This window comes from Methylobacterium sp. WL69 (genome assembly GCF_008039485.1).
GTDB lineage: Bacteria > Pseudomonadota > Alphaproteobacteria > Rhizobiales > Beijerinckiaceae > Methylobacterium.
Map to the genome: position 1 here is coordinate 56,668 of NZ_VRUZ01000008.1, position 22,426 is coordinate 79,093.

Sequence of the window (22,426 nt, forward strand, 5' to 3'; positions counted from 1 at the left end):
GAACTTTCGTTCAAGTCAACACACGCGGGCGGGTTTGGTTCACGCCGCCCGCGTTTCGGAACAGGTCCGGGGCCGTCACCGGCGCCCGGCCAGGAGGTCGGCGTACACGTCGAGGGTGTCGCCGACCATGCCCTCCAGGGAAAAGTGCGCCTCCACGTGCGCCCGGCCGCGCCGGGTCATGGCGTCCCGTGCGGAGGCGCCGAGCGACAGCGCGTCCGTCAGGGCGTCCGCCAGGGCGGCGGCGTTGCCCGGGGCCACGCGCCAGCCCGTGCGCTGGCCCGCCGGCACCTCCGGCGGGGCCAGGACGGTCTCGGGCACGGCGCCGAGGTCCGACACCACCACGGGGGTGCCCAAAGCCTGCGCCTCCACCGCCGAGCGGCCGAAGGCTTCCGGCTCGACGGAGGGCACCGCGACCACGGAGGCGGCGCGGAAGGCCGCCGGCATGTCGGTACAGTGCCCGACCCGGTGGACGATGCCCTGCAGGCCGCGCGCGGCGATGAGGGCGTCGAGTTCGCGTTCGTAGGCGACGCGCCCCTGCGGATCGCCCGCAAGGACGATGGCGACGCCCGAGACGCCCCGGTCGCGCATGAGGGCGGCCGCCTCGATGAGCACCCGCTGGCCCTTCCACGCGGTGAGGCGGGCGGCCAGGAGCACCACCCGCTCGTGCGGGGTCACCCCCCAGGCCCGGCGCAGGGCCTCGACCCGGGCCGGCGCCACGGCGCCGGGCGTGAACAGGGCGAGGTCCGTGCCCCGGTGGATCACCCGGACGCGGTCGCCCGCCTGCTCGGGATGGAGCGCACGGATCAGGTCGGCGGTGTAGTGCGAGTTGGCGATGACCACGTCGCCGCGCGCCATGACCGAATTGTACAGCACCTTCACGCCGGTGCGGCCGGAATAGCTGCCGTGATAGGTGGTGACGAAGGGGAGTTTCAGGCGGCGCGCGGCCCCCAGGGCCACCCAGGCCGGGGCGCGCGAGCGGGCGTGGATGATCTGCACCCCCTCGCGCCGGCACAGGCGCGCCAGGCGCCCGATGTTGAGGGCCATGGCGACGGGGTTCTTCGAGGCGGCCGGGAACGGCAGCCAGATGCCGCCCTTGGCCTGCAGCTCGCCCACCAGTCGCCCGCCCTCCGTGGCGACGAGGGCCCGCGCGCCCGCCGCCGCGAGGGCCGCGGCCACATCCACGGTGGTGCGCTCGGCCCCACCCGCGTCGAGGGCCGGGATCACCTGCAGGATGGTCCGGCCCGCGAGCGGAGCGCCCTCCCCCGGGAACGTTCCGCCGCCGCGATGCTCGCCGGTCACGACGCGGCTCCGCGATTCGGTCCCGCGAGGGGGCCTGAGGGTTCGGAGCGGGGTCGGGAGCGTCCGTCGGGCGTCTCGGTCATGGGATGCAGCATGGGCGGGGTGCTTTACGGCCCGGTAAACGAAAGGCAAATGCGACGGACGCAATGCGATGGTTCGTAACTCCGGGGATAAACCGATGCCGATGCCGCTCGACGAGGCTCCGACCTTCCTCGAAGTGGGAAGCGGAGACGCGACACGGCGTCTCGCCGTGCTCCACCGCGCCGGCGAGGGACCGCCCGTGGTCTGGCTCGGAGGCTTCCGCTCCGACATGCGCGCCACCAAGGCCGAAGCCCTGGACGGCTGGGCCCGCGAGACCGGTCGCGCCCTGGTGCGGTTCGACTATACGGGCCACGGGGAATCGGGCGGCGATTTCGCCCGATCCACCATTTCGACCTGGTTGGAAGACGCATGCGCCGTGATCGCGGCGTTCGCCCCGGAGGGCCCCCTCCTCGTCGGATCGTCCATGGGCGGATGGATCGCCTGCCTCGCCGCGCGCGAGCGGGCCGCGCGGGGCGAAGATTCCCCTTCGGGCCTCGTGCTCATCGCCCCGGCCCTCGATTTCACCGAGGACCTGATGTGGGCCCGGTTCACGCCGGAGATTCGGGCCACCATCGAGCGGGAGGGAGTCTGGGCGCGCCCGAGCGAGTACGACCCCGTGCCGGTGCCGATCACCCGCGCCCTCATCGAGGACGGGCGCCGGCACGGCATGCTGGATCGGGCGTTCGATCCGGGCTGCCCCGTCCACATCCTCCAGGGCATGGACGACCCGGACGTGCCGTGGTCCTACGCCCTGCGGATCGTCGAACGGCTGCCGAAGGCCGGCACGGTGCTGACCCTCGTTGCCGACGGCGACCACCGCCTGTCGCGGCCGCAGGATCTCGCGCGGCTGCTGGCGGCGGTGACCGGGATCAGTGCAGGCTGACCGTGTGGAGATCGTTGGCCATGGCGTTGGCCACCACGGCGTCGCGGGAATCGGCGAGGAGGATCGGCGCGCCGCTGGCCGAGAGCAGGGCGAACAGGTCGAGGCCGGGCGTCAGTTCCGGCGCCTGCGGGAACAGGCGGGTGACCTCGTCAGAACTCATGGCGCGGACATAGGCGATGTGGCCTTCGCCGAGGGCGGCGAGGTCGGCGGCGTTGAACTCGGCCGGATCGAGATCGGCGCCGGTGATGGGGTTCTGGCTGAATGCGGTCATGGTCGGCTCTCCTTCTGGCAGAGCGTGGTCGGGACTGTCCCGACCCGGGTGAAGCTGCGGACGTCCCGTCAGACGTCGTCGCGGGATGCGATGGCGATCTTGCGCACGACCCGTTCGGGCTCGGGCCGGGTCAGATCGATGGAGAGCAGGCCGTTGGAGAGGTCCGCGCCCATCACCTCCATGCCGTCCGCAAGGAGAAAGGCCCGCTGGAACTGACGTGCCGCGATGCCGCGGTGGAGGAACTGGCGCGTTTTCTCGTCCACCTGCCGGCCGCGCACGACGAGCTGGTTCTCCTCCAGCATCACGTCGAGCTGGTCGCGGGTGAAGCCCGCCACCGCCAGGGTGATGCGCAGGCGCTCGGGCTCCTGCTCGCTGCGGGCGACCCGCTCGATGTTGTAGGGCGGATACCCGTCGCTGGCTGCCTTCGAGACGCGGTCGAGGGCCTGTTCGATCTCGTCGAAGCCGAGCAGGAACGGATGTCCGAACGGAGAGGGCCGTGTGGTCACGGATGGAGGTCCTTGGAATCGAAGCCCCGGGGACGGTGGAGAGGCACTTCGGTGTGGTCGGAGAGCCCGCCCGAGGCAGCGCTCCCGCCGACGGTCGCCCATCGGTGCCGACGGTCGCCCGCCGGTTCAACGGATATGGAGCCCGGGGCGAGCCCCATCAAGGGCTTGCCGATCAAGGGGGTTTTGGCCCCGTCCGTCCCCCGGTTCCACCGCGCCGAACCGCGTGTGTCCCCACCTTCATCGGGAGATGGACGCGGCCCCCTGGCGTTCACGACACCAGGCAATTTCGGAAAATTATATCGGGATAAATCGGCAAAGCCGGAAGCGCGGCCATGTAATCTTCCAGAGTAACAGTTTGGAATTACTCTGATATTCAGCCCCGCGCTTGATCTGCGGCGGCGAACTCGGATATTGCGACCGCAACTGCTGAGCGGATCACGCGGGCTTACCGGCCGGCGCCGTACCAGTTCGCGTATCCCCCGGGATGGCGTGAGCCCATGGGTCTCGACGACCGGGTGCGCCGACCCGCTCGCCCGGACCACACGTCCGCAAGGACCGGCCCGACGCGGCGCTGCCGCCATCGTTGAGGAAACGGAATCGTCATGGATGGAGTGCGCGGCGTGGTCAGGGAACGGCTTCAGGGACGGGTGCGGGCGGCCATGACGGTGTCCATGGGCGCCGCAGTCGTGCTGGCGGCCATCGCGGGCTCGGCGATGGCGCAGGACGGCAAGGCTTCAGACACCAGGGCTTCGGACACCAAGGCTACCCCCCTCAAGCTCGAACTCAATCGCCTGGAGCCCGCTGGCGAGTCCTGCCGGACCTATCTGCTCGTCGACAACAGTCGCGGCCCGGCCCTGAAATCCCTCAAGGTCGACCTGTTCGCCTTCGACACGGACGGCGTCGCCCAGAAGCGCCTCGCCGTCGAGCTCGGCCCCGTGCAGGACCGCAAGACCACGGTCCGCCTGTTCGACTTCCCGGCCCTCGCCTGCGCGAAGATCGGCCGGGTGCTCCTCAACGACGTCCTCGCCTGCGAGGGCGGGGAGGCGAGCCGCGAGGCCTGCCTCGAGCGCATCGAGACCGAGAGCAAGGCTTCCGCTCCCTTCGTCCGCTGATCCGTATCGTCACCGAACCCGAGAGACACCATCATGGATCCGACCGCCGCGCCCGCAGGCGTCTCCCACGACATGTCGTTCCTCGGCCTGTTCCTCCAGGCCGATCCCATCGTGAAGTCGGTGATGATCCTGCTCGTGGTCGCCTCCATCGCCTGCTGGACGGTGGTGTTCGAGAAGATCATCCGCATTGCCGCCGCCAAGCGTCAGGCGAAGGCCTTCGACACCCTGGTGCGCTCCGGCGGGTCCCTCGAATCGTCCGGCAAGGGCATGGACGCGCAGATCACGGCGGCCGCCATCGAAGCGTGGCGCGATCAGGACAGCACCGAGACCCGGGCCGAGCGCCGTGACCGCATCGAGCGCGCCATGCGGGCCGCCCTCACCACGCGCCTGAAATCCATGCAGACCGGCCTGCCGCTCCTGGCCACCTCGGGCTCCACCGCCCCCTTCATCGGGCTGTTCGGCACGGTCTGGGGCATCATGAATTCGTTCTCGTCCATCGCGAAAAGCCAGGATACGTCGCTCGCCGTCGTGGCTCCGGGCATCGCCGAGGCCCTGTTCGCCACGGCCATCGGCCTCGTGGTCGCGATCCCCGCCGTGATGGCCTACAACAAGCTCATCAACGACATCGGCCGGGTGCAGGCGAGCTTCGTCACCTCCATCGGCACCCTCGGCAACCGTCTGGCCCGCGACCGCGCGGTTCACGGCCGGGCCGCCGCCGCCGCCGAGTAGAGTCCCCCACGGCCGGCTCGCCCCACGCGGGCGAGGCGGGCTTTGGAACGCCGGAAGACCGGCCGGCAGCGCCGGGCGGTTCCGGACCAATTTTCCTTGTTTCGCGGGACGCGGCGCCGGTCATGCGCCGGCCCGCCCGAAGCCCCGGAGGGCGACGCATGGCTATGGGATCGATCCGCACCGGTGGCGGCGACGACGAGGACGGCCTCGACGGCGCGCCGATGTCGGAGATGAACGTGACCCCCCTGGTCGACGTGATGCTGGTGCTGCTGATCATCTTCATGGTCGCCGCCCCGCTGATGACCACGGGCGTGCCGGTGCAGCTCCCCAAGACCACGGCCCAGAAGGTCGCCCAGGCCAAGAAGCCCCTGGAGATCTCCATCGACAAGGACGGCAAGCCCTACCTCGCCAAGGAGGAGCTGACGCCCGAGGCGATCATGCCGCGCCTGCGGGCGCTCGCCGCCGAGGACCCGACCCAGGTGATGCTGGTGCGCGGCGACCGCGACGTGCCCTACGGCAAGATCATGGAGGTGATGGGCCTCGTCGGGCAGGCGGGCTTCACCAAGGTCTCGCTCATCGCCCAGTCGCCCGGCGGCGCCCCGGCCGCGGCGCCTGCCGCCGCGACCCCCGCGTCCGGTACGGCCCAATAGTCCCATGAGCGCCAGTCCTGTAAGCGTCCCTGCATCGACCGGTGATCCGGATCGGCGCGGCCCCTCCGGGCTTGCCGCCGCCTTCCTCGTCGCCCTCGGCCTGCACGCGGCCGGGCTCATCGCCCTCACGCTGTTCCAGCCGGAGCCCAAGGCGCCCCCGGGCGAGAACATCGTCACCGTCGACCTCGCGCCGCAGATGACGGAGGCCGAGACCCAGGCGCCGGCCGAGCAGGCCGCGTCGATGTCGGCGCCGCCCGAGGCCAATCCGGTCCAGACGCCCGAGACGGTGCAGCAGGAAAAGCCGATCGAGACCACGGAGGTGACGCCGCCCGAGGCGACGGCGCCGCCCCCGCCGGACACGGCGATGATCGCCCCCGAGGCGACGACCACGGCCGAGCCGCCGGAGGCTCCGCCGACGCCCCCCGTCGAGGTGGCGAACGAACCGCCGCCCGAGGATCAGGTCATCACCTCGACGGCCGAGACCGCGCCGGCCCTGGCGCCGCCCCCGCCCGTTGCGGCGCAGGAGTTGCCCAAGCCCGTCGAGGTGGTCAAGCCGAAGCCCGACCAGGCCAAGATTCTCGAGGCGCGGCGCGAAGCCAAGCGCAAGGCCGACCGCGAGGCGCGGCTGAAGGCGGAGCAGGAGGAGCGCCGCGAGGCGCTTCAGGAAGCCCGGGCCGAGGCCCGTGCCAAGGCGGCCCGCGAAACCGCGCGCCGCGCCGCCGCGGCGGCGAGCGAAGGCACCGCCCGGCAGAACTCGGCCTCGGCCTCGCGCCAGAGCAGCGCGGGTGCCGCCGCCGGCGGCAACGATGCCAACGCGCTCCGCGCCTGGCAGGGCGCGCTCAGCTCGGCGATCCGTGGTCGCATGAACGCCGGCGCGGCGGCGGGCACCAGCGGCGGCGTCGCCGTCGTTCGGTTCACCGTGTCGCGGTCCGGTCAGGTGCTGAGCTCGGGCCTCTCCAGCAGCAGCGGCGTCGGCGCCATCGACAGCGCCGCCCTCGCCACCGTGCGGGGCTCCCTGCCGGCCGCACCTGCGGGCGTCACCATCAGCAGCCTCGCCGTCACCGTGCCCCTGCGCTTCAGCCCCGGCCGCTGAGGCGAACGCCGCCCAATGACGGTCTGGTTCACCAGCGACACCCACTTCACCGATCCGCGCGTGCTGCGGATCGACCGGCGCCCCTATCCCGATCTGCCTGCGCACGACGCGGCGCTCGTCGCCAACTGGAATGCCGTCGTCCTGCCCGGCGACACGGTCTGGCATCTCGGCGACGTCGCCCTGCGGCCGACGGCGGCCCGGATCGCCGAGATCCTCGGGTCGCTCAACGGCACGAAGCACCTCATCGTCGGCAACAACGACGGTCCGGAGACGTGCGCGGCCCCGGGCTGGGCCAGCGTCGGACACTACGCCGAGATCGCCGTCGACGGCCGCCCCCTCGTATTGTGCCACTACGCCTTCCGCACCTGGAACGGGATGGGCCGGGGCGCCCTCGACCTGCACGGCCATTCGCACGCCAAGCTGACCCCCATCCCGAAGCAATACGATGTCGGTGTCGATGCGCAGGGCTTTACGCCCGTGGATCTGCCGAGGATCCTCGCCTCCCGCCGCGCCCGGAAAGTGGGCAACCGAAAAGCGGAACCTTCGCCGTAGGTCGAGGGTTCTTGGGGCATGAACGCAGGATGACTGGCCGACCCCCTCCGGAACCTCGGAACGGTCCGATCGTCATCTTGCACACACCCCGTTCCTCGAGACGTCAGCCGCCGAGGTATCCCATGCGCCACGCTCTGTTTCCCACGCTCCTCGCCAGCGGGTTTACCCTGATGATCGCAGCGCCGGCCCTCGCTGCGCCGGCCTGTTTCGAGGGCCAGCGCAAGGTCGAAGAGGCCAACGCCCTGCGATTCCAGGCCCGCCAGGAAGCCCGGATCGGCAACCACGACCGCGTCTGCGAAACCCTCGACGAGATCGGCGACCGCTATGCCGACGCCCGTGACGCATTCGAAGATTGCGGCGCCGGTGTCGTCGCCATCGATCTGCGCAGCGAGTCGCGGAATCTGCGCGTCGCCAAGAAGGTCAACCGCTGCGACTGAACGGGTGCGGCCACGCACACCTGCCTGAAGCCATTCGTTTCACAAGTCTGAACAAGCGGCGCGTGATTCGCTGCCCTGAAGGTCCACGATCATGAACGCCACCGCCACGCAGTCCAACGTCGCCCTCGCCGACACCGTCCTCGGTTCTAGCGCCCTGGGCGCCACCGGTCCGTCCTTCGCCGCGGCCCTGTGCGGCTTCCTCAGCACCACGGTCGCCACCACCATGGTGATGTTTCTGCTCAGCAGCGTCTGAGACCTGCCAATCTATCGGTCCGTCGATGGCGTTCGATCGGCGGCGTGGCCGACGATGGGGCTCACGGCGCCACAAGCCAGAACCGCTTTCGATTGAACAGCATGTCGAAGTTGCCCACCTCTGACTGACTGGTTCGACAGGCCGCCTGAGTCTTCGCCCGCGCCTCCGCCACAGGATCGGGTGTGCGGGCCGCCGGCAGGATCGGCGCGGTGGAGATCGGGAACAGCCCGAGCCGCGATTGGATCTCGGGCTGGCGCACGGCGACGATGGTGAGCAGAGCGGCCAGCAATGCCCCCGCGACCGTACCGAGGATGAAGTTCGTCATGCGTGCGGAGTCCCGCGATCGGCGTGCGGACAGAGGCCGGCCCGCGATCGACGGTCCTTTCCTGGTCAAGCTTCTCGGCATGATTGCGGCGGACGCCGGATTACGGTCTCTTAAGGATACGCCCGATAGGTTTCTTCCGGCCGCGCGACATACGAGTCGCAGCGCCTGGGGAGAACGCGGAATGTCATACGGGGCCAGCGCCTATGCCAGGGTGTCACAGACGGCCATGTCGCCGCGCGAAGCGGAGGCCGCCGTCCTGATCAAGGCCGCCACGCGCCTCCAGACCGTGCAGGCCGATTGGGAAAATCAGAAGGGTGCGCTGGCCGAGGCGCTCAACTTCAATCAAAAGGTCTGGACGATCATCGCCGGCGCCGCCACGGCTCCCGAGAGCCCCCTGCCGGAACCGATCAAGACCAGCATCGCACAGCTGTCGGTCTTCGTCTTCCGCCGGATGATCGACACCTTGATCGAACCGAGCTCCGACAAGCTCACGGCCCTGATCAGCATCAACCACAACATCGCCGCCGGCTTGCGGACCTGACGGGCGCACTCCTCCCCGCACGGGGAGGAGTGTTTCGACAGCCTCAGGAATCGAGTCCCGCATCCTCGTCGATATCCACGAGGAAGACGATGTCGGCGTCGTCCTCGCCATCCTCGTCCTCTTCCTCGTCGTCGTTCGAGGCGGTCTCGGCATGGCGGGCATCCGGCTCGAAGGGCTCGTCCTCCTCCGAATCGTCCTCGGCCAGGGCGTCCTCGAAGATCTCCGTCTCCTCCTCGGTGGCGGGACGGATCTTGAGCGGGGAGGTGCCGTTCCACAGCACCTTGCCGTCGCTCTTCATGGCCTGGATGTCGTCCTTGAAGCCGTCGCAGGTGAAGAGATCGCGGGCGACCTCCTCGGAGCCGTTGATGACGGCGATGGCCACGCCATCGATCTCGAGTGTGAACATCGCGAATTCCTCTCGAACGTCGTTGCGCTGGACGCGCCGGCTGTACGGCGCCGGGGGACGCCGCCCTTGGATCTGATTGGCCGTATGGGGGCCGCCGCCCGTGTAGGGGGCAACGGCCTGCGCGCCAAGCCCCACCCCGGACGCCATCCCGCGTGGGAACGCCCGGACGCGGTTCAGCTGCCCCCGCCGGCGCCCCGGCTGATGGCGCGCTTCACCACGCCCTGAACTTCCGGATTCGACAGGAACAGGTCGTGGTTGATGAGACCGCCGCCGTAATCGGAGGCGTCGGCGACGCGGACGCCGAGGGCCTCCAGGCGCTCGCGGTCCGCGGCGCCCGCCCGGACGATGCCGCCCGCGATGGCGCCCGAGAGTTCCAGCGCCCGGTCGTTGGTGGACGAGATCACCGTGACCTTCTTCACGTCCGGCCCCATGCGCTCGATGGCGCTCGTGAACAGGTCGATGTCGATGTCGGGTGCGGCCAGCACCACGGCGCCGATGCGCGCCATGGCGCCCTCCCCGGCTTCGGCCCGCAGCATGCGCAGGGTCTCGAGGGTCAGCAGCGTGCCCATGGAATGGGCGACGATGTTGATGCGGCCGCCGGACGGCGAGTTCGCCAGGGCCTTCAACAGGTCCTCGAAGGCGTCGCGCGACCACAGGGCGCTCTCGCGGTCGTAGCCGTAATCGAAGGTGGCGGCGGCCGAGGGCCAGGTGAACAGGGCCGAGGCGCCGCGGAAGCGGATGCCGTCGGAGAGCTTGGCCGCGCTCAACGCCGCCGACTGGAAGCTCTCGCGGTAGCCGTGGACGTAGATCAGCACGTCGCGCCCGAAGGCGGCCTGGGCGAAGGCGCCGGCCGCCCCCGGTCCCGTCTCGATCTGCGGAACCGCCGCGACTCCCCAGTCGCCGGTGACCACGGAGGAGACCTTGCCGATGAGCGAGCGGTCGGGCGCCGACAGGCGCACCTCGGCGAAGCTCAGGCCCCGGCCGCGCTCGGAATTGAACCACGGGCTCTTCGGCGGGCTGCCGACGACCTTGCGGGTGGTGGCCACGAGGAGCACGGGGCTGACGTCGATGTTCGATTGGCGTTCGGGGCTGGAGGAACCCGTGGCGAGTTCCTCGGTGACGCAGCCGGAGAGTCCCGGGGCGAGGCCGAGCATCCCCACGAGGGCGGCGAGGCGCACGAGGTTGCGACGGGTCGGCCGGATGGATCGTTTCATGCGGTCTGACAGCCCTGGCCGGTGAGGGGCCGGGAAACCCGGCCGTCGCGTGGTGCTAACCTGTCGCGGACGATCGTGACCATGGCGGGGCACGAACGTGGCCGTGGCCCGTGTGAATAGCGGGCAGAGCTGCGCCTGTGGCGCGCGGCCCACAGCGGAACCCCCGTCAGGCGGCGGCCGAGCGGCGCGCCGCCTGGACATTCCGGCGCCTCGCCCCCTCGACGAAAGCCGGCCGGCCCGGCAAGAAGTGACGATGGCCCTCTCCTCCTCCCCGCCGCCCGCCCTCGACATCGACGCCCTGCGGGACCGGCTCCTCGCCGGCGACCGGGCGGCGCTCGCCCGCGCCATCACGTTGGCCGAATCGAAGCGCGCCGATCACCGCGCCGTGGCCCGCGACCTCATCGCCGCGGTGCTGCCGCAGACCGGCCGGGCCATCCGCGTCGGCATCACCGGGGTGCCGGGGGTGGGCAAATCGACGACCATCGACGCCCTGGGCGCCAACCTCACGGCCGCCGGCCACAAGGTGGCGGTGCTCGCCGTCGATCCGTCCTCGACCCGCACGGGCGGCTCGATCCTCGGCGACAAGACCCGGATGGCGCGGCTCGCCCTCGATCCCAACGCCTTCATCCGCCCCTCCCCCTCGTCGGGGACCCTCGGGGGCGTCGCGGCCAAGACCCGCGAGACCATGCTCCTGTGCGAGGCGGCGGGGTTCGACGTGATCCTCGTGGAGACCGTGGGCGTCGGCCAGTCGGAGACGGCGGTGGCCGACCTCACCGACTTCTTCCTCGTCCTCATGCTGCCCGGCGCCGGCGACGAGCTGCAGGGCATCAAGAAGGGCATCATCGAACTCGCCGACATGATCGCCGTCAACAAGGCCGATGACGGCGAGGGCGAGCGCCGGGCGAGCGCGGCCGCCTCGGAGTACCGTGCCGCCCTCCACATCCTGAGCGCGCCGAGCTCCACCTGGACGCCCCCCGTGGTCACGATCTCGGGCCTCAACAACAAGGGCCTCGACGGGATGTGGGAGCGGGTCGTCGATCACCGCAACAGGCTCACGGCCACGGGCGAGATCGCCAAGAAGCGCCGCGCCCAGGACGTGAAGTGGATGTGGGCGCTGGTCCACGAGCGCCTGCATCAGCGCCTCGTCGGCTCGGCCGAGGTCCGCCGCCAGACGGCGGAGGCCGAGGCCGGGGTGTCGCGCGGCGAATCCTCCCCCGCCGCCGGGGCCGAGGCCATCGCCACCCTCATCGGTCTTTGAGCGGCAAGCATCTCCTCGTCACCGGGTTCGGGCCGTTTCCGGGCGTGCCCATCAACCCGAGTGCCGTGGTGGCGCGACGCCTCGCGGCGCTCGCCCGCCGCCACGGCCTCGCCGGGGGCGATGTCCGCCTTCTCATCCTGCCCACCGCCTACGGCGCGATCCCGACGCATCTCGTCCCCGCTTTGGCCGAGGCGCCCGGCGCCGTGCTGATGCTCGGCGTCGCCCGGCGCGCCACGCGGGTCCGGGTCGAGGTCCGCGCCCGCAACCGGGCGAGCCGGCTGTTCCCGGACGTCTCGGGCCACGTCGCGCGCCGTCTCACCCTGTCAGCGGACGGTCCGGCCGAGCGGCGCGCGACCCCCGCCGCGCCGGCCCTCGCCACCCTGCGCCGGAACGGCATCCCGGCCATCGCGTCGAATGACGCCGGGCGCTACCTCTGCAACGCCGCCTACTTTCGCGGTCTGGCCGAAGCCGCCCCGGTGCTCTTCATCCATATCCCGCCCCTGCCCCGGGCCGGTCGTCCCGGTCCGTACCGACGGGGCCGATCCCCCGTCGAGGCCCTGGCGGCGGCCCTGGCGGCGGTGGCGCGCGGGCTCCTCGCGCGACCGTCGATTCACCGTGTCGACAGGGCGATCGAGGAAAATGCGATGGGTGCGGTGCCCAATCCCATCTCGGGCGTTCTGTGAACGTCGGATGCGGGCGTGCCACGCCCCGACGGCACCGAACCCGCATCGAAGCGTCACTCAGGAGAATCATCATGGTCGATACGGATCGTATCGTCGGAACCGCCAAGGATCTCGGCGGCCGTGTGCAGGGCGCCGTCGGCGACGCCCTCGGGTCGCAGGGCGATTCCGTCGAGGGTCGCTTCCGCGAGGCGCAGGGGCGCGCCCAGGATGCCTACGGCCAGGCCAAGGACACCGTGCGCGACGTCGCCGACAATGTCAGCGACTACGCGGGCGACGCCTACGACCGGATCCAGGACCGTGGCGGCGCCTATTTTCGCGATGGCACCCGTGCGGTGGAGACGCGTGTGGAGGAGAATCCCTTCATCGCCCTCGTGCTCGCCGGTGCCGTCGGCTACGGCCTCGCTCTGCTGCTCCACCGCCGCTGAGCTTGTCGCCGCGCCGCCCCACCGGGGCGGCGCGGACCGCTCGGATTACTGCGCCGTCCAGCCGCCATCCATGGCGATGTTGGAACCGGTCATCTGGCTCGCCGCATCCGAGCACAGGAACACCGCCAGGGCCGCCACCTGATCGACGGTGACGAATTCCTTCGTCGGCTGGGCCTTCAGGAGCACGTCGTTGATCACCTGCTCCTCGGTCAGCCCGCGTGCCTTCATGGTGTCGGGAATCTGGCTCTCCACCAGGGGCGTCCAGACGTAGCCGGGCGAGATGCAGTTTACCGTGATGCCGTGGGTGGCGAGTTCGAGCCCGGCACTCTTAGTGAGGCCGGCGATGCCGTGCTTGGCCGCCACGTAGGCCGCCTTGAACGGCGAGGCCACGAGGGAATGGGCCGATGCGGTGTTGATGATCCGGCCCCAGCCCCGCGCCTTCATGCCGGGAATCGCCGCCCGCATGGTGTAGAACGCCGAGGATAGGTTGAGCGCGATGATGAGCTCCCACTTCTCCGGCGGAAAATCCTCGATGGGCGAGACGAACTGAACGCCAGCGTTGTTCACCAGGATATCGACGGCCCCGAAGGTCTCTTCAGCGAGCTTGATGAGTCCGGCGATCTCGTCGGGCTTGGTCATGTCGGCCGGGGAATGGATGGCGCGGACGCCGAACTCCGATTCGATGCCGGCCCGGGCCGCCTCGATGGCCTCTGGCGATCCGAAGCCGTTGAGCACCACGTCGGCGCCTTGCCCAGCGAAGCCCCGCGCGATGGCGAGGCCGATGCCGCTGGTGGAGCCGGTCACGACGGCGGTTCTGGCTTTGAGGCTCATGGGACGTCTCCGGGGTCGCGCGCCGAGGCGCGTAGGTCCATCGCCGAAAATCCTGCCCGACGGGGCGCGGCAAGTCGATGCGCTCCGCCCCGGGCGCGGCATGCTATAGCGACGGACCATGCCGCTTCGTCACGGGGTCGGTCACGGGTGACGCACAGAGACGCCATGATCCGGTTCCTCGCCTTGCTGGCCCTCACCCTGTCCGGCCTCGCAGGCGCGTCGGCACAAGGGTCGGCCCAAGGGCTCAAGCCGCCGTCCGACCTCGTCACCGCGAGCCTCGTGGCCGAGCCCGCGGCGATCCGGCCGGGCGAGCCGTTCACCGTCGGCATCCGCATGGTGATGCGGCCGGACTGGCACGTCTACTGGCGCAATCCCGGTGATTCCGGCCTGCCGCCCGAGGTGACCTGGGCCCTGCCGGCGGGCTTTACGGCCGGCGCCCTCGACTGGCCGGCACCGCACCGCATCCCCGTCGCCCACCTCATGAACTTCGGCTACGAGGGCGAGACGGTGCTGCTGGCGCAGGTGACGCCGCCCGAGACCCTCGCGCCGGGCAGGCCCGTCACCCTCAAGGCGCATCTGAGCTACCTCGTCTGCGAGAGGGAATGCGTGCCCGGCACGGCGGACCTGCGGCTCACCCTGCCGGTCGCCCAGGCCGGGACCAGCACGGGGACCAACCCGCAGACCCGCGCCCTGTTCGCGCAAAGTCGCGCCGCCGTGCCGGTGCCCGCGCCCTGGCCGGTGCGATACGGGGCCACGAAGGATCGCCTGACCCTCACCGTCGAGGCACCGGCCCTCACGCCCGACGGGGTGAAGGCGGTGGCGTTCTTCCCCTACGCCGAAACCGCCATCGAGAACGCCGCCCCGCAGGACGTGCGGATCGATGCCGCTGGGCTGCATCTCGGCCTCGTCCGGGGCAATGCCGAAGAGCCCGCCCCCCCGACGCTGCCCGGCGTGCTCACCTTCGAGGAGACGACGGCCGACGGCCCGGTCCGGCGCGCCTACGCGCTGGGCGAGGCCCCCGCCATCGCCGCCCCGGCCGCGGACGCCCCGGCCGTCGCCCCGGCGCTCCCGGCCGAGGAAGACAGCCTGACCCTGTGGAGCGCCGTCGGCCTCGCCTTCCTCGGCGGCCTCGTCCTCAACCTGATGCCGTGCGTGTTCCCGGTCCTGTCCATCAAGGTGTTGAGCCTCGTGCGGCATTCGGGGGAATCGCCCGGCCGGGTGCGCCTGCACGGCCTCGCCTACACCGCCGGCGTGCTGGCGGCCTTCCTCGGCCTCGCCGGGTTGCTCATCGGGCTGAAAGGGGCCGGAGCCGGCATCGGCTGGGGCTTCCAGCTGCAATCGCCCGTCGTGGTGGCGGCCCTCGCCTACCTCTTGTTCGGCATGGGGCTCAGCCTGTCGGGCGTCGTCCATCTCGGCGGCGGCATCGCGGGCCTCGGCGACGGCCTGACCCGGCGCTCGGGACTTCAGGGCTCGTTCTTCACGGGCGTCCTCGCCACCGTGGTGGCGACCCCCTGCACGGCGCCGTTCATGGGCTCGGCCGTGGGCTTCGCCCTGACCCAGGAACCGGCCGTGGGCCTCGCGGTCTTCGCCAGCCTCGGCCTCGGCCTCGCCCTCCCCTTCCTGGTGCTGACCGCGTGGCCGCCCGCCCTGCGGGCCCTGCCCCGGCCCGGCGCCTGGATGGACACGCTCAAGGGCGTCCTGGCCTTCCCCATCTACGCCACCGCCGCCTGGCTCGTCTGGGTCCTAGCGCAGCAGGTCGGCCCCCCGGGGCTGCTCGCCGCCCTGCTGGGCCTCGTCCTCGTCGGGTTTGCCGCCTGGGCCTGGGAACGCAGCCATGGCGCGCGGCCGGCCTGGACCTGGGTCGCCCGCGGCATGGCGCTCGTGTCCCTCGCGGGCCTGGCCGTCCTCACCCTCGGCCTGTCGCAGGATCGTGCCGCCGCTGTCGCCCGCCAGGACGGCACCGAGGCGTTCAGCCAGGCGAGGCTCGACACCCTCGTCGCGGAGGGCCGGCCGGTCTTCGTCAACATGACGGCGGCCTGGTGCATCTCCTGCCAAGTCAACGAGCGCACGACGCTCGGGAGCCAAGCCGTCCGCGAGGCATTCTCCGCGCGTGGTGTGACCTATCTCAAGGGCGACTGGACCAACCAGAATCCGGAGATCACCGCCTTCCTCGCCCGCCACGGCCGCAGCGGCGTGCCGCTCTACCTGCTCTACGGGGGCAAGGGCACACCCGTGGTGCTGCCGCAGATCCTGACGGCCGGCACAGTGCTCGACGCCCTCGCGGCCCTTCCGGCCGTGCCCCGCAGCGCCGCCCTGGCGCCAGCGGAGCGCTGATCGACCCCATGACCGATTCGTCCGCGCCGCGCTGGGCCGTGTTCGGCAACGGCGACTTTCGCCTCTACGGCACCGCCCGCTTCCTCACCGGCCTCGCCTTCCAGATGCAGGCGGTGGCGGTGGGCTGGTTCGTCTACGACCTGACGCGCTCCGCCCTGGCGCTCGGCCTCGTTGGCCTCGCGAGCTTCCTGCCCGCCATGCTCGCGGCGCTGATCACCGGCCACGTGGCCGACACCTACGACCGGCGCGTGGTGGCGGCGCTCGCCTACGCCACCCTGGCGGCGGCCGATCTCGGCCTCCTGGCGTTCGCCCATTACGGCACCGGGGCGATCTGGCCGATCTACGCCCTGGTGGTGGTCATCGGCACCGGCCGCGCCTTCGCCAATCCCGCCCTGCAGGCCCTGTTGCCGACCCTGGTGCCCCGCACCCTGTTCGGCTCGGCCATCGCCTGGAACGCCTCGCTCTGGCAGAGCGCCTCGATCCTCGGACCGGCGCTCGGCGGCTTCCTCTACGCCCTAGGCCCGGCGGTGGTGTTCGGCACGGCGGCCCTCAGCTTCGCCCTCGCCAGCGCCCTCATCGCGGCGATCCGGTTCCGCCCCGCCCCCGTCACCGAACGCCCGCCCGTGACCTGGGCGACCCTCTCGGCCGGCCTCACCTACATCCGCGACCATCCCGTGGTCCTCGGCGCCATCAGCCTCGACCTCGTGGCGGTGCTGCTCGGCGGCGCCACCGCCCTGCTGCCGATCTTCGCGGCGGAAGTGCTGCATGTCGGCCCCCTCGGCCTCGGGGCGCTCCGCAGCATGCCGGCTGCGGGTGCGGTTCTGATGGCCGTCCTCCTCGCCTACCGGCCGCTCCAGCGCCATGCCGGCCTCCGCATGCTGCAGGCCGTCGGCGTCTTCGGCCTCGCCACCGTGGGCTTCGGCTTCTCGACCTCGCTGTCCCTGTCCATGGCCTGCCTGTTCGTCACGGGGGCCGCCGACATGATCAGCGTCTACGTCCGCCAGACCTTCGTCCAGGGCGAGACGCCCGATGCCATGCGCGGCCGGGTCTCGGCGGTGAACACCGTCTTCATCGGCGCCTCCAACGAACTCGGCGAGTTCGAATCTGGTACGCTCGCCGCCCTCATCGGCGCCGTGCCGGCGGTGGTGCTCGGCGGCCTCGCGACGCTCCTGGTCGCCGCCGCGTGGGGGCGGATCTTTCCGGCGCTCAAGGCACGGGACCGGCTGCTGCCGGTGGGGTGAAACGCCGATTATCCCTCCCGCGCGTCATTCCCGACGGGATATGGATAATCGCTGCCAAACCAATCGCTTCTCGGCTCGGAGTGCGTCATTATCCCTCCGGCGGCAACAAATGCCTGCATCAGGGATAATCCGATGTCCCTCAGCGACTTGAGTGGCGATCAGGCACGACAGACCATCGATGTCGGCCAAGTGTTCTCCAGCTTCGCGACGGCGCGGGCCGAGTGGGCGCGACGGTACGCGGGCTCGATGTCCTGGAAGACCGTGGGTGGGCGCGACTACCTCTATCGGAAACGGCGCGAAGCCTGGAAATCCCTCGGACCACGCACGCCCGAGACGGAGGCGATTGCCACCCAGTTCCACGAAGGCCGGGCCCGCCTGCAGGAACGGATCGCAGGGCTCACCAAACGTCTCGACGCCATGGCGCCGGTCAATCGCGCCTTGAACCTCGGACGCCTGCCCGTCATCGCCGCGCGAATCCTCCGCGCCCTGGACGAGGCGGGTCTGATTGGGACTGGTATCGAGGTCGTGGGGACAAATGCCCTGTTCGCCTACGAACGGCTGGCAGGCGTGCAGATTGCCAGTGCGCATCTCGCGACAGCGGATGTCGATCTCCTGTTCGACGCCCGCCGCTCCCTGCGACTCCTTGCGCCCGAGGTTTCGGCCACGGGTGTGGTGGGCCTCCTACGAAAGGTCGATCGGTCGTTCGAGGTGTTGGGGCGGAACGGATTCCGTGCCGTCAATCGGGACGGTTACCTCGTCGATCTCATCATGCCGACGATGAAGGACCGGATGGCCAAGTCTCCGCGAAGCCGAATCGGCTCGGAGGCAACGGACCTCGAAGCGGTGGAGATTGAGGGGCTGGGCTGGCTCGTGAACAGTCCGAAGGCCGTGGCAACGGTCCTTGATGCGCGCGGCTACCCCCTGACCATGGTCGTTCCCGACCCACGGGCGTTCGCCCTGCACAAGCTTTGGCTCGCCGAGCGCCAGGATCGCGATCCACTCAAGCGCCAGCGCGACCGGGCACAGGCAGATCTCGTCGCCGGTCTCGTGACCAGCCGCCTGCCACATCTGCACTTCGACGATCCGGCCCTAACCGCCCTGCCGCGCGCCCTGCGCGAACAGGCTACGCTCCTGACCGCCGCGAGGCGGGACGCGGCCTCGGGGACGCCCCGCCTCGAACCGGACTGGTAGTTCCTACTTGCCCGCCAGCAGCGGCGACCACGTCGGGTCGGACGCGTAGGACGGCGTCGGCACCGGCTGCTCCACCTTGCCGGTGATGTCGACCATGTAGAGCTTGCCGCCGCCCTGGCCGCCGGGATCGCGGAAGAACAGCACGTACTGGCCGTTGGGCGCGAAGGTCGGGCCCTCGTTGTGGAAGCCCTCCGTGAGCACCCGTTCGCCCGAGCCGTCCGGCTTCATCACGCAGATGGCGAACCCGCCCTTGCGCTGGCGGGTGAAGGCGATGAGGTCGCCGCGCGGGGACCAAGCCGGCTGCGAGGCCGAGCCTTCGCCGAAGGAGATGCGGGTCGGGTTTCCGCCCGTGGCGCTCATGACGTAGACCTGCTGCGAGCCGCCGCGATCGGACTCGAACACGATCTGGCTGCCGTCGGGCGAGAAGGTCGGCGAGGTGTCGATGGCGTTGCCGTTGGTGATCGGCGTCTGCGCCTTGGAGCCGAGATCCATCACCACGATGTCGGCGTTGCCGCCCTCCTGCACGCTCATGACGAGGCGCCGGCCATCGGGGGAGAAGCGCGGGCTCGTGCTCATGGAACCGGCCTTGCCCACCGCCTGGCGGCCGCCGGTTTCGAGGTTGATGACCTGGATGCGCGGCGGCTGGCCCGTCGCCTGGGTCATGAAGGCGATGTCCTGAGTCGCGGGCGAGTAGCGCGGGGCGACCACCGCCGTCTCGCCGTTGGTGAGGGCCCGCACGTTGGCGCCGTCCTGGTCCATGACCATGAGGCGCTTGCGGCGGTTCTCCTTCGAGCCGGACTCGTCCACGAAGGCGATGCGGCTGTCGAACCACGGCCCGAGGCCGGTGATCTTGGTGTAGACGGCGTCCGAGATGAGGTGACCCGTGCGCCGGGCGTTGGCGGTGTCGGCGCCGTATTGCTGGCCCGTCATCTGCTGGCCCGAGGTCACGTCCCACAGCCGGAACTCGACCTTGAGCTTGCCCGATGGATCGCGCGAGACCCGCCCCGTCACCAGGGCCTGGACCCCGGCCGTGCGCCACTTGTCGAAGCCCGGCACCGCATCGAAGCCGGGGCTCTCGGGAAACTTCGCCTTCTCGACGGGCACGAAGTAGCCCGACCGGCGCAGGTTGTTCGTCACCACGCTCGACACCAGCAGGCCGAGGCTCGGATCGCCCGAGAAGTCCGTGACCGCGATGGGCATGGGCTGGAACGCGCCGCCGCCGATGCGCAGGTTGAGCTGCGCGCGCGCCGGCCCGGCGAGGCCGAACAGCACGAGAGCCAGGGCGGCGAGGAGGGGCGCAAGGCGCGCGGCGGGACTGGGGAGCATGGTCGGTTCCGACTTTTTGGGACTATCTGTCCGGGCGGTCGCGCACGGTGGTCACGTCGCGCGAGCAGGCTCACGGCGCGGGCGAGCGGCCCGGGTCGATGGATCGGGTCCGGCGCATCAGACCCGCGAAAACTCGAATTCCGCGTTGATCGCCTTCCAGTCGTTGTAATACGGCGCGTACTGGGCGGGAATCTTGTAGGGCGCGCAGCGTCGCACGGCGCGTTGCGCCGCTTCCGCGATGGAGCGGTCGACGGCGTTGGCGCCGCCGCGCATGATCCGGGGCTCCGTGGTGAGCGCCCCGTCCGGGTTCAGCCGGATGTCGAGCATCGGCAGGATCACGCCCTGCGCCGCGCCGGGGGGGGCGACGTAGCAGCGCTCGATCTGTTGCTGGAGCATGCCGACCAGGGCCTCGCGCAGGGACGGCGACAGGCGCTGCGAATTGCCCGAGGCGGCCCCGAGGGAGGCCGTGCGCTGCACATCGCGACCGGTGGCACCGGTGGATTGCGAGGGCGCCTTCGAGGCCAGCAGTTGGCGGATGTCGCCGGCGCTGAACTTTTCGGCGAGTTCGGCCTGTTTCTTCGCCTTGGCCTCGGCATCGGCCTTGCCCTTCGCATCGGCCAAGGCCTTGGCTTTCGCCTTGGCGGCGGCCTCCGCTTTGGCCTTCGCGGCAGCATCGGCCTTGGCCGCAGCCTCGGCGTCCGCCTTCGCTTCGGCGACCTGCTTCTGATGCTCGGCTTCGGCCTTGGCGGCTTTCTCGGCCAGGGCCTTGGCCTCCGCACGCGCCTTCTCGGCCTCCGCTTTCTCGGCCTTGGCTTCGGCCTCGGCACGGGCCTTGGCATCCGCCTTCGCCTTGGCGGCCTTCTCGGCCGCCTTCGCAGCGTCCGCCTTGGCGGCGGCCTCCGCCTCGGCCTCTTCCTTCTCGATGAGCTGGGCGAGCTGCTCGCGCTTCACGGCGGCCGCCTTCGCTTCCGCCTTGGCGGCGACGGCCTTGGCCTCGGCGGCAGCCTTCGCCTCCGCTTTGGCTTCCGCCGCAGCCTCGGCCTTGGCGGCGCGGGCGGCTTCGGCCTTGGCCGCTTCCGCCTTGGCGGCTTTCGCGTCGGCCGCCTTGGCCTCCGCAGCCTTGGCTTCGGCGGCTTTGGCTTCGGCGGCTTTGGCGTCCTTGTCCGGGTCGGGTTCGTTGACGCGCAGCGGCATCTCCTCGGCGCTCGCGACCTTCATGTCGGCGGGGCGCTTCGGCGGGGCCGGGGCATCGACCTTGGCGTTCTCGGGCTCGCGCTCCTCGGCCTTGTCCGCCTTGCGGTCGGCGCGCGGCTTGGCATCCGGCTGCGGCTTGTCGGCGTTGGTCTCGCCCTTGGTGAGTTCCGAATATTGCTGCTCGGTCATCACCTCGACGGGCACGCCCTCCTGCGCGTCGGGCAGGGCGGGAGCGGCGACGGTGAGCATCGCCGCCGTCAGCACGGCGACGTGCACGCCGGCCGAGATCCACATGCCCGGTTCGTTGCGCTTGAAGGGGAGCTTCACGGGGGCGCGTCCGCTACTTCTGGTCGGGCTCGGTGACGAGGGCCACCTTCTTGAAGCCGCCGCCGGTCACGATGGCCATCACCTGGGCGACCCGGCCGTAATCGACCCGCTTGTCGCCGCGCACGAACACGCGCTCTTCGAAGCCCGATCTTGAGGCCTCGGTGAGCTTCGGGATGATGCTGTCGTCGCCGAGCTCGTCCTCGCCCAGGAACACCTGACCGCTTTGACGGATGGAAAGCGTCACCGGCTTGGTGTCGGAGTTGAGGGGACTCGCCTTCGATTGCGGCAGGTCGAGGGGCACGCCGACGGTCATCATCGGCGCGGCCACCATGAAGACGATGAGCAGCACGAGGACGACGTCGATGAACGGCGTCATGTTGATCTCGTTGATGGCGCCCTGGCGCCGGCCGCGCCGCCGCCGTCCGCCACCCTGTGCCGCTCCGTGGGCCATGCCCATGATCGTCCCTCGGTCTTGCGTGGAGTCTCAGGCGACGAGCGACAGGCGCTCGTCGATCTGGCGGGAGAGGATGGCCGAGAACTCGTCGGCGAAGCCTTCGAGGCGCGACTGCTGCTTCGAGACCGTCGACTGCAGCTTGTTGTAGGCGAGCACGGCCGGAATGGCCGCGAACAGCCCGATGGCAGTGGCGAACAGGGCCTCGGCAATGCCGGGCGCCACCACGGCGAGGGAGGTGTTCTTCGAGGCCGCGATGGACGTGAATGCCGTCATGATGCCCCAGACCGTGCCGAACAGGCCGATATAGGGGCCGGCCGAGCCGATGGAGGCGAGGAACAGCAGGCGCGATTCGAGGCGCTCGACCTCGCGCTGGATGGTGACGTCGAGCACCTTGTCGATGCGCTGGGACAGGCTCTGGATCTGCCGGCCGGAGCCCTCGAACGAGCGCTTCCACTCGCGCATGGCCGCCACGAACAGGGCGCCCTGACCCACCGCCGGCTTGTCGTTGAACGAGCGGTAGAGCTCCTCGAGGGAACGGCCCGACCAGAACGCCTCCTCGAAAGCATCCATCTCGGCCTTGGTGCGGCGGAACAGCAGGGTCTTGTCGACGATGATCGACCAGCACCAGACGGAGGCGCCCAGCAGCCCCACCATCACCACCTTGACGACGAAATGGGCCTGCAGGAACAGGCCCAGCAAGGTCATGTCGGGGGCCGGCATCGCCTGCATGGCATCGGCTGGGTTCATGACACGATCCTTGGATAAAACCCCGCGCGGAGCCGTCACGGAACCGGTGGCCCGACCCTCGCG

General features: G+C 70.6%; 26 protein-coding genes. 15 read left to right on the forward strand and 11 right to left on the reverse strand.

The annotated features are described in order from the left end of the window. Positions 1-75 precede the first annotated feature (75 nt). Positions 76-1,299: a glycosyltransferase family 4 protein gene (locus FV218_RS04405; RefSeq protein WP_147708845.1), complete on the reverse strand. Its 1,224-nt coding sequence runs from the start codon at positions 1,297-1,299 to the stop codon at positions 76-78. A gap of 178 nt (positions 1,300-1,477) precedes the next feature. Here FV218_RS04405 and FV218_RS04410 point away from each other — a divergent pair, with 178 nt between their 5' ends. After that, entirely contained in the window at positions 1,478-2,263 is a 786-nt protein-coding gene (locus tag FV218_RS04410) for an alpha/beta hydrolase (protein WP_147708846.1), read from the forward strand. On the opposite strand, the gene FV218_RS04415 is transcribed toward FV218_RS04410, so the two are convergent. Next, the gene (locus tag FV218_RS04415) at positions 2,250-2,534 is read right to left on the reverse strand and encodes a DUF1150 domain-containing protein (RefSeq protein WP_056089138.1); all 285 of its coding nucleotides are present in this window, start codon (positions 2,532-2,534) and stop codon (positions 2,250-2,252) included. The genes FV218_RS04410 and FV218_RS04415 overlap by 14 nt on opposite strands. 68 nt (positions 2,535-2,602) lie before the next feature. Next, on the reverse strand, positions 2,603-3,040 hold the full coding sequence (locus FV218_RS04420; protein WP_056089140.1) for an Hsp20 family protein: 438 nt from the start codon (positions 3,038-3,040) through the stop codon (positions 2,603-2,605). A gap of 713 nt (positions 3,041-3,753) precedes the next feature. On the opposite strand from FV218_RS04420, the gene FV218_RS04425 reads away from it, so the two are divergent. From FV218_RS04425 to FV218_RS22620, 7 genes are all read left to right on the forward strand, one after another. After that, complete coding sequence (locus FV218_RS04425; protein WP_246684987.1) at positions 3,754-4,152, forward strand: Tat pathway signal protein; 399 nt, start codon at positions 3,754-3,756, stop codon at positions 4,150-4,152. Positions 4,153-4,185: 33 nt separating this feature from the next. Next, on the forward strand, positions 4,186-4,881 hold the full coding sequence (locus tag FV218_RS04430) for a MotA/TolQ/ExbB proton channel family protein (protein ID WP_056089146.1): 696 nt from the start codon (positions 4,186-4,188) through the stop codon (positions 4,879-4,881). Positions 4,882-5,039: 158 nt separating this feature from the next. Next, entirely contained in the window at positions 5,040-5,531 is a 492-nt protein-coding gene (gene tolR, locus FV218_RS04435; protein ID WP_147708847.1) for a protein TolR, read from the forward strand. 4 nt (positions 5,532-5,535) lie between these two features. Next, complete coding sequence (locus FV218_RS04440; RefSeq protein WP_147708848.1) at positions 5,536-6,624, forward strand: TonB family protein; 1,089 nt, start codon at positions 5,536-5,538, stop codon at positions 6,622-6,624. Between the two features lie 15 nt (positions 6,625-6,639). Then, positions 6,640-7,176, forward strand: a complete 537-nt coding sequence (locus tag FV218_RS04445; RefSeq protein ID WP_147708849.1) for a metallophosphoesterase — start codon at positions 6,640-6,642, stop codon at positions 7,174-7,176. A gap of 170 nt (positions 7,177-7,346) precedes the next feature. Continuing rightward, positions 7,347-7,613 (forward strand): hypothetical protein, encoded by a 267-nt coding sequence (locus FV218_RS04450; RefSeq protein WP_244474960.1) that lies wholly within the window; start codon positions 7,347-7,349, stop codon positions 7,611-7,613. 91 nt (positions 7,614-7,704) lie between these two features. Then, on the forward strand, positions 7,705-7,866 hold the full coding sequence (locus FV218_RS22620; RefSeq protein WP_187272960.1) for a hypothetical protein: 162 nt from the start codon (positions 7,705-7,707) through the stop codon (positions 7,864-7,866). Positions 7,867-7,927: 61 nt separating this feature from the next. On the opposite strand, the gene FV218_RS04455 is transcribed toward FV218_RS22620, so the two are convergent. Continuing rightward, complete coding sequence (locus tag FV218_RS04455) at positions 7,928-8,191, reverse strand: hypothetical protein (protein ID WP_056089161.1); 264 nt, start codon at positions 8,189-8,191, stop codon at positions 7,928-7,930. On the opposite strand from FV218_RS04455, the gene flaF reads away from it, so the two are divergent. Beyond that, a complete protein-coding gene (gene flaF / locus FV218_RS23115; RefSeq protein WP_246684982.1) occupies positions 8,178-8,732 on the forward strand; it encodes a flagellar biosynthesis regulator FlaF in 555 nt (184 codons plus the stop codon). The genes FV218_RS04455 and flaF overlap by 14 nt on opposite strands. Before the next feature lie 43 nt (positions 8,733-8,775). Here flaF and FV218_RS04465 read toward each other — a convergent pair whose 3' ends face one another. Together FV218_RS04465 and FV218_RS04470 are read right to left on the reverse strand one after the other, a co-directional pair. Beyond that, positions 8,776-9,138 (reverse strand): hypothetical protein, encoded by a 363-nt coding sequence (locus FV218_RS04465; RefSeq protein ID WP_056089167.1) that lies wholly within the window; start codon positions 9,136-9,138, stop codon positions 8,776-8,778. Positions 9,139-9,311: 173 nt separating this feature from the next. Continuing rightward, a complete protein-coding gene (locus FV218_RS04470) occupies positions 9,312-10,352 on the reverse strand; it encodes an alpha/beta hydrolase (protein ID WP_244474908.1) in 1,041 nt (346 codons plus the stop codon). 253 nt (positions 10,353-10,605) lie between these two features. Between FV218_RS04470 and meaB the strand changes: the two genes are divergently transcribed. From meaB to FV218_RS04485, 3 genes are all read left to right on the forward strand, one after another. After that, entirely contained in the window at positions 10,606-11,610 is a 1,005-nt protein-coding gene (gene meaB / locus FV218_RS04475; RefSeq protein WP_056089175.1) for a methylmalonyl Co-A mutase-associated GTPase MeaB, read from the forward strand. Continuing rightward, positions 11,607-12,293 carry a peptidase C15 gene (locus FV218_RS04480; protein WP_147708850.1) on the forward strand — a complete coding sequence of 229 codons (687 nt, stop codon included), beginning with the start codon at positions 11,607-11,609 and terminating at the stop codon, positions 12,291-12,293. The genes meaB and FV218_RS04480 overlap by 4 nt, the downstream gene beginning before the upstream one ends. A 71-nt stretch (positions 12,294-12,364) precedes the next feature. Further along, positions 12,365-12,718 carry a CsbD family protein gene (locus tag FV218_RS04485; RefSeq protein ID WP_147708851.1) on the forward strand — a complete coding sequence of 118 codons (354 nt, stop codon included), beginning with the start codon at positions 12,365-12,367 and terminating at the stop codon, positions 12,716-12,718. Positions 12,719-12,763: 45 nt separating this feature from the next. On the opposite strand, the gene FV218_RS04490 is transcribed toward FV218_RS04485, so the two are convergent. After that, positions 12,764-13,549, reverse strand: coding sequence for a 3-hydroxybutyrate dehydrogenase (locus FV218_RS04490; RefSeq protein WP_147708852.1), 786 nt, complete (start codon positions 13,547-13,549; stop codon positions 12,764-12,766). A 165-nt stretch (positions 13,550-13,714) separates the two neighbouring features. Between FV218_RS04490 and FV218_RS04495 the strand changes: the two genes are divergently transcribed. The 3 genes from FV218_RS04495 (at position 13,715) to FV218_RS04505 (ending at position 18,315) form a co-directional block, all read left to right on the forward strand. Beyond that, positions 13,715-15,883 (forward strand): protein-disulfide reductase DsbD domain-containing protein, encoded by a 2,169-nt coding sequence (locus FV218_RS04495; protein ID WP_147708853.1) that lies wholly within the window; start codon positions 13,715-13,717, stop codon positions 15,881-15,883. A gap of 8 nt (positions 15,884-15,891) precedes the next feature. Next, positions 15,892-17,124 carry an MFS transporter gene (locus tag FV218_RS04500; RefSeq protein ID WP_147708854.1) on the forward strand — a complete coding sequence of 411 codons (1,233 nt, stop codon included), beginning with the start codon at positions 15,892-15,894 and terminating at the stop codon, positions 17,122-17,124. 132 nt (positions 17,125-17,256) lie between these two features. Then, positions 17,257-18,315: a nucleotidyltransferase domain-containing protein gene (locus tag FV218_RS04505; RefSeq protein ID WP_246684983.1), complete on the forward strand. Its 1,059-nt coding sequence runs from the start codon at positions 17,257-17,259 to the stop codon at positions 18,313-18,315. 3 nt (positions 18,316-18,318) lie between these two features. Here FV218_RS04505 and tolB read toward each other — a convergent pair whose 3' ends face one another. From tolB to tolQ, 4 genes are all read right to left on the reverse strand, one after another. Continuing rightward, a complete protein-coding gene (tolB, locus tag FV218_RS04510) occupies positions 18,319-19,641 on the reverse strand; it encodes a Tol-Pal system beta propeller repeat protein TolB (protein WP_147708855.1) in 1,323 nt (440 codons plus the stop codon). A 117-nt stretch (positions 19,642-19,758) separates the two neighbouring features. Beyond that, on the reverse strand, positions 19,759-21,162 hold the full coding sequence (gene tolA / locus FV218_RS04515) for a cell envelope integrity protein TolA (protein ID WP_246684984.1): 1,404 nt from the start codon (positions 21,160-21,162) through the stop codon (positions 19,759-19,761). A 13-nt stretch (positions 21,163-21,175) separates the two neighbouring features. Then, positions 21,176-21,619, reverse strand: coding sequence for a biopolymer transporter ExbD (locus tag FV218_RS04520; RefSeq protein ID WP_147708856.1), 444 nt, complete (start codon positions 21,617-21,619; stop codon positions 21,176-21,178). 27 nt (positions 21,620-21,646) lie between these two features. After that, positions 21,647-22,363 carry a protein TolQ gene (gene tolQ, locus FV218_RS04525; RefSeq protein ID WP_056089202.1) on the reverse strand — a complete coding sequence of 239 codons (717 nt, stop codon included), beginning with the start codon at positions 22,361-22,363 and terminating at the stop codon, positions 21,647-21,649. Positions 22,364-22,426: the final 63 nt, after the last annotated feature.